We start from the raw sequence: 13,990 nt of genomic DNA, 5'->3' as shown, positions 1-13,990 counted from the left end.
ACCGGCGGATCGGCACGGTCACGGTAGAGCCGAAAACCATGCACCTGCTAGGTTTTTGAAAAGTGACCTGGGTCACGCGGGCCGGGTGGCCTGAAACAGCGGCCGCTTAGGGTGTCCGCATGGCACAGGACAAGGCGCGGACGGGACGGGCGGAGGAACGCCCGGAGGGACGCGCGGAGGGACGGGCGGGCCGGACGGCCCCGAAGGGCTCGGCCCGGGGTACCTACGCGGTCGGCGACGCCCGGCGGCAGAAGATCCTCGACACCGCCGTAGAGCACTTCGCGCAGTGGGGCTTCAACGCGTCCTCGCTGGCCCGGATCGCCGCCGACTGCGGGATCACCCAGGGCGGGCTCCTGCACCACTTCCGCGGCAAGGAGGACCTGCTGCTGTCGGTCCTCGCCCGGAGCGAGCAGCACGACGTGGAGCGGCTCTTCAGCGAGCCCGCCGAGTCGGTCGCCGCCCACTTCGCCACCGTGGTGGACCTCGCCGCCGACAACGAGCGGCGGCCCGGCATCGTCCGGATGTTCAACACCCTGGTCGGCGAGTCCGGCAACCCGGGGCACCCCGCGCACGCGTACTTCACCCGGCGCTACGCCCGGGTGCTCGGCCACACCGTCGACCTGCTGGAGGCCGGCGTCACCCGCGGCGAACTGCGCCCCGGCACCGACTGCGAGGCCGTCGGCCGGGAGACCCTCGCCGTCATGGACGGCCTCCAGATCCAGTGGGTCCTGGCGCCCGGGAGCGTGGACATGCCGGCCCGGCTGCGCGGCTTCCTGGACCGGCTGCTGCGGGACATCTCGGTCGCGGGGACAGGCCTGCCGGACGCCCCGCCGGGCGGGTCCTAAGCCGTCCCTTTCGGATCTTGCCGGGCCCGCGGCGCCCGGCACCGCGCCCGGCCGTGTTGTCGGTGCGCCCGAGTACGTCCAGTGCACGGGCGCCCCTCCGCCTTGCCGGGCACGGCACCGGAGGCCGCGGACTCGGCCGACAAGATCCGGAGGAGACGACCCAGGCCGTCTCCTCCGGATCTTGCCGGGCCGCGACACCCGGCCGCACCCGGCCGCCGCCGTCCGGCTCGCCGCCGGTGGGGCACGGCGCGTGCGCTCGCGAGGCGCAGGAGCCGGAGCACCGGGCGGGAACGCGGTGAGCATCCGCGCCGGTGGTCGGGCCCGCCCCGAACAGCCGGCCGGGCCTCGCGGTACGCCCCGGGCTGTCCTGCCGATCAGGCCGGGCGCCCGCAGCCGTGCACCGAGCCCGGCGCGCATGCTCGGGCCGGGTACCGCTCCCGGACGGGTGCCCCTACGGCGCGTCCTCGGCGCCGGTGAACGGGGGCAGCGCGTCCAGCACCTTCGTGAGGGACTCCGGCAGGGATCCCTGGTCGCGCGACACCTCGTGGCCGTCGTGCACGAAGACGTACGAGAAGCCGTCGTAGATCGTGGGGCCGCCGGTCGCGATCCGGGGCAGCCGGGTGAAGTCCGCCTCCCGGAGGGCGGTGCGCAGGCCGGTGAGCTCCGCCCCGGACATCTTGCCGGTGCCCGTCGGCTTCGCCTTGACGTCCAACCGGGTGAAGGAGCCGTCTCCCTTGACCACGAGGGTGTGGGTCTGCCCGGCGAAGCCGCCGGTCCGGGTGACCCGGATCAGGGTCTCGCCGGGGGCGGGGAGCCGGCCGGCCGTGGGGCTCGCGCCCGGGTCGGCGGGCGGGCTCGCGCTCGCGCTCGTGCCCGGCTGCGTGGAGGCCTTCGGGGGTGCCTCGTCGCCGCCCCCGGCACCGGACGGCCCGCACCCCGCCAGGACCACCGCACTCAGCACTGCCGCGACCACCGCTCGGAACGCGCGCACACCCACCTCCGCAGGGACTCGGGTCCAACCCCGAGTATGGAGTCCGCACACCCGTTCCGACAGCACGCGGAGGCCGCCATCAGCCGGATCGCCCCCTGGCGGCTGCTCCCGCCGCTGCTCGCCGTGGTCCTCGGCCTGTGGGGCCTGGAGCGCGGCGGCAGCATGTGGCGCGACGAGTCCGTCACCTGGCAGGTGGCCCACCGGTCGCTCGGCGGGATCGTGGAGCTGCTGGGCCGGGTCGACGCCGTCCACGGCCTGTACTACCTGCTCATGCACGGGGTGTTCGAGGCCTGGGACGGCGGCCTGTGGGCGCTGCGGCTGCCCTCCGTCGCCGCCACCGCCCTCGCGGCCGCCGGGGTGGCCGCGATCGCCCACCGGCTCGTGGGGGAGCGGGCCGCGCTGCTCGCGGGCTGCGTGTACGCCGTACTCCCGCCCGTGCAGATGTACGCCCAGGAGGGGCGCTCGTACGCCCTGGTCGCCGCTGCCGTGGTGTGGGCGACGTACCTGATGCTGCGCGAGCGGTGGGCGGCGTACGCGGTGGTGCTGCTGCTCGGCTGCTGGCTGCACGAGTTCGCCGCGCTGGCCCTGCTCGCCCACGCCTTCACCGCCTGGCGCTCGCGCGGCTGGCGCTGGAGCGCCGCGGCCGTGGTCGCCCTGCTGCTGCCGCTGGCCGTGGTGAGCGCCCGGCAGGCCGAGCAGCAGCTCGGCTGGCTCGGGCGGCCGAGCTGGCAGGACTGGGCGGCGTACGCGGTGGTGGGCGCCGCGGCCCTGCTGCTCGCGCGGGGGGCCCCGGGAGACCTCGTACGGGTGGCGCTCCCGCTCGTCCTGCTGCCGCCCGGGCTGCTGATGGTGGTCTCGCTGCTCCACCCCTGGTACGTCGACCGGTACGTGCTGTACGCGCTGGCCGGGCTCGCCCTGCTGGCCGGGGCCCGGCTCGCGACGGCCCGGGGGTGGTGGCCGTGGCTGCTGGCGGGGGCCCTCCTGGCGGCGTTCGGCTTCTGGTCGGTGTGGCTGCGTACGCCGGAGAGCCGCAAGGACGACGCGCTCGCGGTGGCCGCCGCGGTCCGCGAGCGGGCGCGACCGGGGGACGCGGTGGTGTTCATGCCCGCGCGCCGGCGCGAGTGGCTGCTCTCCTCGCCGGAGGTCTACGGGGAGCTGCGCGACGTGGCCCTGGACCGCACCCCGGAGGCCTCGCACAGCCTCCAGGGCACCGAGCTGTCCCCGGCGCGGATCCGCGCGGCGCTGCTCGCCTCGCCCCGGGTGATCGCCCTGCTGGACCCGGCCGGCCAGCCGCTGGACCCGTACCCGCGGGAGGTGGTCAAGCGCGAGGAGCTGGCCGCCCGCTTCGACCTGTGCTCCACCACCGGGGTACGCGGCGCCCGGGTCGCGGTCTACGCCCGCCCGGGCACCTGCCCCTGACCCTGCCGTCCCTGACCCGCGGCTGGCCCTGACCCGCGGCTGTCCCTGACCCGACCCGCCGCTGTCCCTGACCCGCCGCGGAGCCGGTCCGGGCCGCGCCGGAGGATGGGGCGACCCGTGTCGTCCAGCCGGAGGTGCCGCATGACCACGCCCGAGAACGCGTCCGAAGAGCTGTCCGAGGCCCCGCGCGAGGCCCGGCCCGAGGTTCTGCCCGACGTTCGGCCCGACGCGCTGCCGGGACCGCTGCCCGGGTCGCTCGTCGGGGCGGACTGGCTCGCCGGGCGGCTGGGCACGCCCGGACTGGTCCTCCTCGACGCCTCCGTCGGCGCCCACCGCGGCGCCGGCCGCCGGATCCCCGGTGCCCGCCCCTTCGACCTCGACGGGGACCTGTCCGACCACACCGCGCCCGCCCCGCACACCATGCCCGGGGTCCCGGAGTTCACCGAGGCCGTACGGGCCCTCGGCGTCGACGACTCGGACACCGTCGTCGTCTACGACGGCGCCGGCCTCTACTCCAGCGCCCGCGCCTGGTGGATGCTGCGCGCCATGGGCTTCGACCGGGCCGCCGTCCTCGACGGCGGACTGCCCGCCTGGACGGCCGCCGGCCTGCCCGTCGAGTCGACCGCCCCGGCGTACGAGGGCCCGCGCGGCTCCTTCACCGCCCGGCCCCGGGCCGGGCTGCTGGTCGACAGCGCCACCGTCGCGCGGGCCCTGGCCGACCCGGCCGCGGCCGTCCTCGACGCCCGCACCCGGGAGCGGTTCGCCGGCACCGCCCCCGAGCCCCGCCCGGGCCTGCGGGGCGGCCACATGCCGGGCGCGCTCAACCTGCCGTTCGGCGAACTCCAGGACCGGGCCGGGCTGATGCGCCCCGCCGGGGAACTGCGTGCGGCCTTCCGGGAGCTGGCCGGGGACCGGGAGCGGCTCTACTTCAGCTGCGGCTCCGGGGTGACCGCATGCGTACTGGCCCTCGGCGCCGACCTCGCCGGGTACCGGGAGCTCGCGGTGTACGACGGCTCCTGGAGTGAGTGGGGCATGCCCTCGGAGCTCCCCGTGACGACGAACTGCCAGGGGAAAGAGGGGGGTTAACCCCACCTTGTTCCGGGTACGCGCCCCATCGGCCCCGGGGGTGCCCCCGTCCGAGAATCGGGCCATGACCTCACACACCACGTCGGCCCGCATCGCCCGCACCACCGTCGCCGCCCTCGGAACCGGCCTCCTGCTGGCCGGCTGCTCCCTCCCCGACGGCCTCAATGACGGTGCGCGCCGGACGACGACCGCCGACGCCACGGTCACCGAGGCGGTCACCGCGGTGCGGCTGACGCAGGCCCGGGCCGGCTCGATCGAGGTCACCCCCGGGGCCGGCCCCGGCGTCACGATCCGCCGCACCGTCCACTACCGCGAGGGCGCCGCTCCGACGCCCGGCCAGCAGGTCACCGGCGGCGTACTGACCTTCACCGACGGCTGCGACGAGAACTGCTACGTCGACTACCGCCTGGAGGTCCCGGCCACCGCCACGGTCGAGCTGGAGAGCACCAGCGGCGGCATCTCGGTGACGGGCGTGGCCGCGGCCGTGGTGACGGCCACCTCCGGCACGGTCAGGGCCGACCGGATCGGCGGCCCGTTGAAGGTCCGCACCACCTCCGGCGACGTCACCGCGACCGGCCTGTCCGCCCCGAGCGCCGACGTCCGCTCCGCCTCGGGCGACGCCCGCCTGGACTTCGCCGGCGCCCCGTCCTCGGTGCTCGCCGAGACCACCTCCGGCAACGTCACCCTGAAGGTCCCCCGGGCCCCCTACCGGCTCACGGTCTCCACCACCTCCGGCGACCGCGACGTCACCCTTCCCGATGACGCCTCCGCCTCCTCCCGCCTCTCGGCGAAGACCACGTCGGGCGACGTCCGGATCTCCGCCGTCTGACGCGTTCGCCCCGGGCGAACGGCGTAGGGGGAACATCGGGAGGCGCACGTGCATTGAGTCGGCATAGCTCAACTTCACTGCCGGAGGGAAGATCATGGCTTCGACGTCCGTCACACTCACTCTGCCCGTGCTGCCGCTCGAAGACGAGGTCGTGCTGCCCGGAATGGTCGTTCCGCTGGACCTCTCCGACGCCGAGGTGCGCGCCGCCGTCGAGGCCGCGCAGGCCGCCGCCGGGAAGAGCGGCAGCGGAAAGCCCCGGGTGCTGCTCGTGCCGCGCATCGACGGGAAGTACGCCGCGACCGGTGTGCTCGGAACCGTCGAGCAGGTCGGCCGGCTCTCCGGCGGCGACCCCGGCGCCCTCATCCGCGGCCTCGGCAGGGTCCGTATCGGGGCCGGGACCACCGGGCCCGGCGCGGCCCTGTGGGTCGAGGGCGAGACCGTCGACGAGGCGGTGCCCGATCCGCTGCCCGGAGCGGTCGCCGAACTCGTCAAGGAGTACAAGGCGCTCGCCACCAGCTGGCTCAAGAAGCGCGGGGCCTGGCAGGTCGTGGACCGGGTCCAGCAGATCGAAGGCGTCTCCGCGCTCGCCGACAACTCGGGGTACTCGCCCTTCCTGACGGTCGAGCAGAAGGTGGAACTGCTGGAGACCGCCGACCCGGTCGCCCGCCTCAAGCTCGCGATCAAGGCGCTCAGCGACCACCTCGCCGAGCAGGACGTGGCCGAGTCCATCGCCAAGGACGTCCAGGACGGCGTCGACAAGCAGCAGCGCGAGTTCCTGCTGCGGCGGCAGCTGGAGGCCGTGCGCAAGGAACTGCGAGAGATCAACGGGGAGAAGGACGGCGAGGAGTCCGACGACTACCGGGCCCGCGTCGAGGCCGCCGACCTCCCCGAGAACGTACGGGAGGCCGCGCTCAAGGAGGTCGACAAGCTGGAGCGGGCCAGCGACCAGAGCCCGGAGGGGTCCTGGATCCGGACCTGGCTGGACACCGTGCTGGAACTGCCCTGGAGCGAGCGCACCGAGGACGAGTACGACATCCGGGGGGCCCGGGCGGTGCTCGACGCCGAGCACGCCGGCCTCAGCGACGTGAAGGACCGCATCACCGAGTACCTCGCCGTCCGCAAGCGGCGCAGCGAGCGCGGCATGGGCGTCATCGGCGGGCGGCGCGGCGGGGCCGTGCTCGCGCTCGTCGGGCCGCCCGGCGTCGGCAAGACCTCGCTGGGCGAGTCCGTGGCGCACGCCATGGGCCGCAAGTTCGTCCGCGTCGCGCTCGGCGGCGTACGGGACGAGGCCGAGATCCGCGGCCACCGCCGGACCTACGTCGGCGCCCTGCCCGGCCGGATCGTCCGGGCGGTCAAGGAGGCCGGGTCGATGAACCCGGTGGTGCTCCTCGACGAGATCGACAAGGTGGGCTCCGACTTCCGCGGCGACCCGGCGGCCGCCCTGCTGGAGGTCCTGGACCCGGCGCAGAACCACACCTTCCGCGACCACTACCTGGAGGTGGAACTGGACCTCAGCGACGTCGTCTTCCTGGCCACCGCCAACGTCCTGGAGGCCATCCCCGAGGCCCTGGCCGACCGGATGGAGCTCGTCCGCCTGGACGGGTACACCGAGGACGAGAAGGTCGTCATCGCCCGCGACCACCTGCTGCCTCGCCAGCTGGAGCGCGCCGGGCTCGGCTCCGACGAGGTGGTCCTGCGGGAGGACGCGCTGCGCAGGCTGGCGGGCGAGTACACCCGCGAGGCGGGCGTACGCACCCTGGAGCGGTCCATCGCCCGCCTGCTGCGCAAGGTCGCCTCGCAGCACGAGCTGGGGGAGCGGGAACTGCCCCTGAGCATCGGCGCGGACGACCTGCGGGGGCTGATCGGGCGCCCGCACCACGTACCGGAGTCCGCCCAGGACCCGGCCGAGCGGCGCACCGCCGTCCCCGGCGTGGCCACCGGCCTCGCGGTGACCGGCGCGGGCGGCGACGTGCTGTTCGTGGAGGCCTCGCTGGCCGACCCGGAGACGGGCGCGGCCGGCCTGACCCTCACCGGCCAGCTCGGCGACGTCATGAAGGAGTCGGCGCAGATCGCGCTGAGCTTCCTGCGCTCGCACGGCGCGGAACTGGAACTCCCGGTCGCCGACCTGAAGGACCGGGGCGTGCACATCCACTTCCCGGCGGGCGCCGTGCCCAAGGACGGCCCGAGCGCGGGCATCACCATGACCACCGCACTCGCCTCCCTGCTCTCCGGGCGGCAGGTGCGCACGGACGTGGCCATGACCGGTGAGGTCTCGCTGACCGGACGCGTCCTGCCGATCGGCGGCGTGAAGCAGAAGCTGCTCGCCGCGCACCGGGCCGGGCTGACCACCGTCATCATCCCGAAGCGGAACGAGGCGGACCTGGACGACGTCCCGGCGGAGGTGCTGGAGGGGCTGGAGGTACACCCGGTTACGGACGTGCGCCAGGTCCTGGAGCTCGCCCTCGCCCGGGCCGAGGCTCCGGTCGGCGCCGCCGCCTGACGGCGGCGCCCGACCCCCGCGTACGGGAACCGCGTACGGCAACCCCGCACGGCAACCGCACACGGCCCGGTGTCCCGCTCCGGCGGGGTACCGGGCCGTCGGCTCACCCCCTGCGAAATACTGGTCCCGCACCCACCGAGGTGCCGGACACCATCGAAGGAGCGGGACGTGCACGGGAGTGAAGACCAGGAGTTCCTTGCCCTGGAGCGGGAGCTGTCCGTCTTCCTCCGGCGGGCCCGCGCCTCGTCCGGCGAGATGGCCCGCGAGCTCCACCCCGAGCTGGAGCCGGCCGCGTACGGGCTCCTCGTACGCCTGGAGGCGGCCGGCCGGCAGCGGGCCACCGAGCTCGCCGCCTACTTCGGGGTCGGCAAGGCCACCATGAGCCGGCAGCTGCGGGCCCTGGAAGTGCTGGGCCTGGTGGCCCGCGAACCGGACCCCGCCGACGGCCGGGCCTCCCTGGTCGGCCTCACCGAGGAGGGCCGGGAACGGTTCCTGCGGGTCCGGGGCGCGCGGCGCGAGCAGTACATGCGCAAGCTCGCCGACTGGGACCGCGGCGAGGTGGCGGAACTGGCCCGGCTGCTGAACCAGTTGAACGCGGGCGCGGAGTAGGCACCCCGGCGCGCGGGGCGGCCGGGCGGCCCTGCGGCCCGGCAGCCCGGCAGCCGGGCGGCGCGAGCCGCTCACAGCTCCGCGTAGACCGCCGAGGCGTCGTCGTGCCGCTTGTACCGGGCCGAAGGCCGGGCCGGGTCGCACTCGACGGCGCGCACCCGGTCGATCAGACCCTGCGCACCCTCCTTGCGCAGCACCGCCAGGCACTGCACCCAGTCGCCCTCCCCGAACGTGTCCGTCCACCGGCTCGCCCCGTCCGTGAGCGCGGCCACCGCCCGCACCCGCCCGCGCGGGGTGCGCCCCGTCACCGCCCGGGCGGCCACCGCCGGGTCCGCGGCCGCCGTGAAGAAGCCGCCCTCCGCGTTGCGCAGCGCGTCCGTCGCCGCCACCGAGCTCAGCACCTCCCGCGGGATCCGGTCCAGCCGGTCGTCGAGCACCGCCGTCACCTCGCCCCCGGGCGCCTCCAGGAGCAGTACGGAGTCCGAGAGCACGAGGTGCTCCACGTACCGCGCGTCCCAGCGGACCACCACGACCGTGGCCTGCGGGGTGCGCACGTGAGAAAGGTCACAGGTGTCGCGATGGGCCTCGGCCGTGGCGCGGACGGATTCGGCCAGAACCTGATCGAGCGGCATGTCCCGCCGCGATCCGGACAGTTCGGTCAACCGGCCGCCGAGCCGGGCCACGAACCAGGGCACTCCGTGCACGCAGCCGTCGTCGCCGCCCGGCGGCGTGACCCCGTCCAGAACCACCACGACGCCGCCGCCCGAAGCGGGGATCGCGGCCGACACCCAGTCCTCATTGGGGCGTTCCTGGTGGCCGGGGGCCGAGGCGAGGTCGATGCGCATACCGGCATTCTGCCGCGCGAGGGGCGGGGGAGGCGGGCAGGTCCGTACCGAAACGGGTGCGGCGGACGGGCTCGCGCGCGGGGCGTCCGGCTACCGGACGTAACCGCCGCGGCCCCGGGTCGCTCCTGTGGGCGGGCATCCTGCCAAAGCCCGTATCGATCTTTCAACCACCTGTCCACGGCAGAGCCCTGACACGGGGTGCCCGAGTTGGTCGGCAACTCATCCGTGATGTTCACTCGTTCGAGTGGCCGGGTGGGCGATGTGCGGCTCTCTCCCCAACACGCTGCAAAGGTCTGAGGCGGTACGAGGGGGCAGGGGGCGTTTACTTGTTGACCGGCCGTTACCTCGGCCACACGAGTAGACGAGCAAGAGCACACGTACAGGATTGCGAGCACCGGTGCAGAAGAAGCGGTCTCGGAAGAACGGCACCGCCGCCGACGGCCCGGCCCCCGCAGGACGCCGCGTCCGCGTGCGCCGCAGGCTGGTCATCGGCGTTGCCGTCGCCGGCCTCACCGTCCTCGCGGCAGGCGCGCCCGCCGTCGTCTCCGCGTCGAGGGAACTGAACGACTCCCAGCGCCTGGTCACCCTCGCGGAACAGACCCGGCAGACCCTCACCCTCGCGCACCTCCTCGCCGACGAGCGCGACGCCGTCGTCGAGTACGCCGCCAAGGGCCGCCCCGGCTCCGCCAAGGCGCCCGTCCAGGAGCGCACCGCCCGGACCGACCGGCAGCTCGCCGAGGTCCAGGCCGAGGCCGACGAGACGACCGCCCGCACCCTCGCGCGGGTCGGGACCGTCCGCGGCGAGGCCGTCGACGGCAAGGGCAGCGCCCTCGCCGCCCACCAGGCCTACGGCGCGGTCATCGCGGAACTCCTCGCCCCGGGCGACCGGCTCGCCGAACTGACCCCGCCGCGCGCCGGCGACGCCCTCGCCACCACCCGTCCGCTGGCCCCGCTGGGCCAGGCCGTGGAACAGGCCTCGGCCACCCGCGGACTGCTGCTCGCCGCCCTGGCCGTCCCCCGCGGCGAGCAGCTCCCCAACTCGGCCGTGGTCGACGAACTCACCACCGCCGCCCAGCGGGCCCGTGTACGGGAACAGGCCGCCCTCGACGACTTCGCGCGGGCGGCGCGCCCCGACGTGCGCCAGACCCTGGCCGCCACCGTCACCGGCCCCGAGGTCAAGACCGCCGACGACTTCCTCAAGCGGCTCACCGACCGGCCCACCCTGAGCGCCCCCGACCGCAAGACCGACGGGGCCACCGTCGGCAGCGCGCTGACCGCGCGCATCGACCGCATGCGGACCGTGGAGGCCACCCTCGCGGGTGAACGGGCCTCCGCGCTGGCCGCCCTGCGCGACGACGACGTGACCCGGCTCGAAATCGTGATCGCCCTGCTGGGCGTGCTGTTCCTGGTCGCCGTCGGCGTCTCGACCGCCGTGGCCCGGTCGTTGACCCGGCCGCTGTCGGTCCTGCGCCGCGGTGCGGAGCGGCTGGCGACGCCGGAGGGCTCCGTCGAACCGGTGCGGTTCACGGGCCGCAACGACGAGTTCGCCGAGGTCGTGAGCCACCTCAACGCGGTGCGCGACCAGACGGTCTCCCTGCACACCCGGATCGCGGGTCTCGACGCCGACCGCCGCCGGATCATCGGCCGCAACGAGGCGCTGGCCGCCGGCCGGGACGTGCTGGAGGAGGAGCTGACGAAGCTGCGGGCGGGGCTGGAGGAGCACCGGCGCATCATGTCGACGACCTCCGTCTCGCTGTCGCTGCGGACCCTGGGCCTGGTGGAACGCCAGCTCGCGGTCATCGAGGAGCTGGAGTCCGAGGAACAGGACCCGGACCGGCTCGCGACCCTCTTCAAGCTGGACCACCTGGCGACCGTGATGCGCCGCCACAACGAGAACCTGCTGGTCCTCGCCGGGCAGGAGCACGGCCACGGGCAGGGCCTGCCGGTGCCGCTCGTCGACGTCATGCGGGCCGCCGTCAGCGAGATCGAGCGCTACGAACGCGTCGAACTCGCCGCGCTGCCCTCGTACACCCAGGTCGCGGGGCATGCGGCCGACGACATCTCGCACGTGCTGGCCGAGCTGCTGGAGAACGCGACCACGTTCTCGCCGCCGGACGTCAAGGTGAAGGTGACCGGACGGCTCCAGGACTCCGGAGACGTGGTGCTGTCCGTCGTGGACGAGGGCATCGGCGTCACCGGGGACCGCCTGGAGGCGCTGAACACCCGGCTGTCCACGCCCGAGGCCTACGACGAGGAACCCGAGGCGGAACACGGCCTCGGCCTCGGCCTCTACGTGGCCGGGCGGCTCGCGGCCCGGCACGGGGTCACCGCGGAGCTGCGCGCCCCGCGGCACGGCGGGACCGAGGCCCTGGTGGTCGTCCCGGCGGCGCTGCTGCCCGCCACCCCGGCGGTCTCCCCGGTGCACGCCCTGGCCAACCCGGGCGGGCCCGCCCTGCGGCTGCCCGGCGTGATAGCGGAGGCGAACGAGAACACGCTGCCGACGCGGCGCCGGGGCGCACACGCGGCCCCGGACCCGGAGGCTCCCGCCGACCCGGAGCCGCAGCCGGACCCGGAGGCTCTCGCCGAGCCGGAGCCGGAGCCGGAGCCGGCGGTTGTCGCCGAACCGGAGCCGGACCCGGAGCCCGCCGTCGCGGCGGTCCCGATCACCCTGGCCGAGGCGCTGGCCGGTCCCGCCGTCGTGGCCGACGCCCCGGCGGAGCCGGACCCGGTCGCCGCCGAGACGGAGCCGGCCGCCGCCGTGCCCGCCGCGGCCGGACTGCCGCCCGCCGAGCAGGTGTTCGTGGCCGCGCCCCCGGCAGGGGACGAGCCCCCGGCAGAGGACGGGCCCACTCCCGAGGAACAGCTGCTCGCGCGGGTCGTCCCCGACGCCGAGCCGGCCGCCTTCGGGGCGCCGGACCCCGCCGAGGGGAGCCCGGCCGCGGCGCACGACGCCGCACCCGTGGCCGACGTACAGGAAGCCGAACCGGAGGCGGAGCCGCACACCCACGCCCCGGCCGAGGGGAACTGGCTCCCCCGCCAGGGCAGTCACCCTGCCGACCCGGCCGAGGGCGGCGGAGCCGTCACCGACAAGGGCCTGCCGAAGCGGACCCCGCGCGCCGTCCCCGCCAAGCGCGCCGCCCAGGACGACGGACCGCCCGAGCCGCCGCGCCGGGTCGACGCCGAGGAGCTGCGGCGCCGGCTCGGGGGCTTCTACCAGGGAGCACAGGACGGACGGCGCGTCGTCGCCGCCGAACTCGCGCAGGACCAGGCCCCCGACCAGGGGCAGACGCAGACGCAGAGGCAGGGCCAGAGCAAGACCGACCGGGGGGACACCGCACAGGAGGCACGCACATGACCGCGCCCAGTACGTACGGACTGAGCACCCAGGCCCGCAACCTGCAGTGGCTGCTGACCGACCTGGTCGAGGAGGTGCCCGGCGTCAACTCCGTCGCCGTCGTCTCCTCGGACGGGCTGCTGCTCCTGTCCTCCGACCCGGGAGCGGGCGCGGCCGAGCCACCCGCCGAGCCCCGGGCCAAGGGCCCGCGCGGTGCGTCCGCCGACCTCGCCACCATCGTCTCCGGCCTCGGCAGCCTCACCACCGGCGCCGCGGCCCTCATGGAGACCGGCTCCGTCAAGCAGACGATGGTCGCGATGGAGCACGGCTCCGTCTTCGTCATGGCCATCAGCGACGGCTCACTCCTGGGCGTGCACGCCACCCCCGACTGCGACATGAGCGTCGTCGCCTACCACATGGCCCTGTTCGTCGGCCGCGCCGGCCACGTACTGACCCCCGAAGTCCGCAGCGAGCTGCGCCAGTCGATGGAGAACACCCCGTGAGGAGTACGGCCTCCGACCGGCTGCCGATACGCGGCGCCGACCGCCGCCCCGCCCGCGTCCGCCCGTACTCCCTCACGGGCGGCCGCACCCGCTTCACGCACGTCCTGCTCGTCGAGACGTTCGTCGCCGCCCTGGACACGAAGGTGTCGGAGCCGCAGAAGCCCGACCGCATGCCCGAGATGCCCGCCATCGTCGAGGTCTGCCGCCGCATGCGGACGATCGCCGAGATAGCCGCGCTGCTGAAGCTGCCGCTCGGCGTGGTCCGCGTCCTGGTGAGCGACCTCGCCGACCAGGGCAGGATCCGCGTCTACGGCACGGGCCACGGCACCGGCCGTCCCGAGCGCGCGCTGCTGGAAAGGGTGCTCAGTGGTCTCCGCCGTCTCTGACACCCCGGTGTCCCTGCCGCAGTCGGACGACGACGAGCCGGTCCAGCCCTGGCAGTACGACCGCTCCCGTGCACCCGTCGCCGTCAAGGTGCTGGTCGCGGGCGGCTTCGGCGTCGGCAAGACGACCTTCGTCTCCTCCGTCTCCGAGATCACCCCGCTGCGTACCGAGGCGGTGATGACCCTGGCGAGCGTCCCGACCGACGACCTGTCCGGAACCCCGGACAAGAGCACCACCACCGTCGCCATGGACTTCGGCCGCGTCACCCTCGACGACGACCTCGTCCTCTACGTGTACGGGACCCCCGGCCAGGAGCGGTTCTGGTTCATGTGGGACGACCTGGTGCGCGGCGCCATCGGTGGTCTCGTGCTGGCCGACACCCGCCGCCTGCGCGACTGCTTCCCGGCCCTCGACTACTTCGAGAGCTGCGGGCTCCCGTACGCCGTCGCCGTCAACCACTTCGACGGCTCGCAGACGTACGAGCCCGAGGACGTGCGCGAGGCGCTCAGCGTCCCGCCCCACGTGCCGGTCGTGATCATGGACGCGCGGCGCCGCGACACGGTGGTCGAATCCCTCCTCGCCCTGGTGGGCCACGCCCTCGACACCACGCCCGAATAGAGCACCCCCGAACAGAGAACGTGAGAG

12 protein-coding genes are annotated in these 13,990 nt (G+C 74.9%); 10 read left to right on the top strand and 2 right to left on the bottom strand.

All coding sequences use genetic code 11. The annotated features are described in order from the left end of the window. The first annotated feature begins 119 nt into the window (after nt 1–119). Nucleotides 120–845, top strand: coding sequence for a TetR family transcriptional regulator (locus OG373_RS14060; RefSeq protein ID WP_405438565.1), 726 nt, complete (start codon nt 120–122; stop codon nt 843–845). Between the two features lie 451 nt (nt 846–1,296). Here the strand turns inward: OG373_RS14060 and OG373_RS14055 are convergent, their stop codons facing one another. Further along, nucleotides 1,297–1,836, bottom strand: a complete 540-nt coding sequence (locus OG373_RS14055; RefSeq protein WP_405438563.1) for a hypothetical protein — start codon at nt 1,834–1,836, stop codon at nt 1,297–1,299. Between the two features lie 36 nt (nt 1,837–1,872). Here OG373_RS14055 and OG373_RS14050 point away from each other — a divergent pair, with 36 nt between their 5' ends. The 5 genes from OG373_RS14050 to OG373_RS14030 all read left to right on the top strand — a co-directional run bounded on the left by OG373_RS14050 (nt 1,873) and on the right by OG373_RS14030 (nt 8,279). Then, nucleotides 1,873–3,255, top strand: coding sequence for a hypothetical protein (locus OG373_RS14050; RefSeq protein ID WP_405438561.1), 1,383 nt, complete (start codon nt 1,873–1,875; stop codon nt 3,253–3,255). A gap of 141 nt (nt 3,256–3,396) precedes the next feature. Then, the gene (locus OG373_RS14045) at nt 3,397–4,341 is read left to right on the top strand and encodes a sulfurtransferase (protein WP_405438559.1); all 945 of its coding nucleotides are present in this window, start codon (nt 3,397–3,399) and stop codon (nt 4,339–4,341) included. Nucleotides 4,342–4,405: 64 nt separating this feature from the next. Continuing rightward, nucleotides 4,406–5,170, top strand: coding sequence for a DUF4097 family beta strand repeat-containing protein (locus OG373_RS14040; protein ID WP_405438558.1), 765 nt, complete (start codon nt 4,406–4,408; stop codon nt 5,168–5,170). Between the two features lie 94 nt (nt 5,171–5,264). Continuing rightward, on the top strand, nt 5,265–7,670 hold the full coding sequence (gene lon, locus OG373_RS14035) for an endopeptidase La (protein WP_405438556.1): 2,406 nt from the start codon (nt 5,265–5,267) through the stop codon (nt 7,668–7,670). Between the two features lie 168 nt (nt 7,671–7,838). Then, entirely contained in the window at nt 7,839–8,279 is a 441-nt protein-coding gene (locus tag OG373_RS14030) for a MarR family winged helix-turn-helix transcriptional regulator (protein WP_030013696.1), read from the top strand. 71 nt (nt 8,280–8,350) lie between these two features. Here the strand turns inward: OG373_RS14030 and OG373_RS14025 are convergent, their stop codons facing one another. Continuing rightward, nucleotides 8,351–9,124, bottom strand: a complete 774-nt coding sequence (locus OG373_RS14025) for a protein phosphatase 2C domain-containing protein (protein WP_405438554.1) — start codon at nt 9,122–9,124, stop codon at nt 8,351–8,353. A gap of 397 nt (nt 9,125–9,521) precedes the next feature. On the opposite strand from OG373_RS14025, the gene OG373_RS14020 reads away from it, so the two are divergent. From OG373_RS14020 to OG373_RS14005, 4 genes are read left to right on the top strand one after another with little or no spacing between them, the layout of a single operon-like run. Next, nucleotides 9,522–12,479 carry a nitrate- and nitrite sensing domain-containing protein gene (locus tag OG373_RS14020; RefSeq protein ID WP_405438552.1) on the top strand — a complete coding sequence of 986 codons (2,958 nt, stop codon included), beginning with the start codon at nt 9,522–9,524 and terminating at the stop codon, nt 12,477–12,479. Beyond that, on the top strand, nt 12,476–12,961 hold the full coding sequence (locus tag OG373_RS14015; protein ID WP_397729100.1) for a roadblock/LC7 domain-containing protein: 486 nt from the start codon (nt 12,476–12,478) through the stop codon (nt 12,959–12,961). The genes OG373_RS14020 and OG373_RS14015 overlap by 4 nt, the downstream gene beginning before the upstream one ends. After that, entirely contained in the window at nt 12,958–13,347 is a 390-nt protein-coding gene (locus tag OG373_RS14010) for a DUF742 domain-containing protein (RefSeq protein ID WP_189972335.1), read from the top strand. The genes OG373_RS14015 and OG373_RS14010 overlap by 4 nt, the downstream gene beginning before the upstream one ends. After that, the gene (locus OG373_RS14005; protein ID WP_397729099.1) at nt 13,328–13,963 is read left to right on the top strand and encodes a GTP-binding protein; all 636 of its coding nucleotides are present in this window, start codon (nt 13,328–13,330) and stop codon (nt 13,961–13,963) included. The genes OG373_RS14010 and OG373_RS14005 overlap by 20 nt, the downstream gene beginning before the upstream one ends. The last annotated feature ends 27 nt before the right edge of the window (nt 13,964–13,990 follow it).

Source organism: Streptomyces avidinii, assembly GCF_045161815.1.
GTDB classification, from domain to species: Bacteria; Actinomycetota; Actinomycetes; order Streptomycetales; family Streptomycetaceae; genus Streptomyces; species Streptomyces avidinii.
The sequence above is the reverse complement of the archived record's forward strand: the minus strand, read 5'-3'. Positions and strand labels throughout refer to the sequence as shown.

What these genes read in the sequence shown, in the direction of transcription:
- OG373_RS14060 (WP_405438565.1), top strand. Translation starts at nt 120, where the DNA reads ATGGCACAGGACAAGGCGCGGACGGGACGGGCGGAGGAACGCCCGGAG.
- OG373_RS14050 (WP_405438561.1), top strand. Translation starts at nt 1,873, where the DNA reads ATGGAGTCCGCACACCCGTTCCGACAGCACGCGGAGGCCGCCATCAGC.
- OG373_RS14045 (WP_405438559.1), top strand. Translation starts at nt 3,397, where the DNA reads ATGACCACGCCCGAGAACGCGTCCGAAGAGCTGTCCGAGGCCCCGCGC.
- OG373_RS14040 (WP_405438558.1), top strand. Translation starts at nt 4,406, where the DNA reads ATGACCTCACACACCACGTCGGCCCGCATCGCCCGCACCACCGTCGCC.
- lon (WP_405438556.1), top strand. Translation starts at nt 5,265, where the DNA reads ATGGCTTCGACGTCCGTCACACTCACTCTGCCCGTGCTGCCGCTCGAA.
- OG373_RS14025 (WP_405438554.1), bottom strand. Translation starts at nt 9,124, where the DNA reads ATGCGCATCGACCTCGCCTCGGCCCCCGGCCACCAGGAACGCCCCAAT.
- OG373_RS14015 (WP_397729100.1), top strand. Translation starts at nt 12,476, where the DNA reads ATGACCGCGCCCAGTACGTACGGACTGAGCACCCAGGCCCGCAACCTG.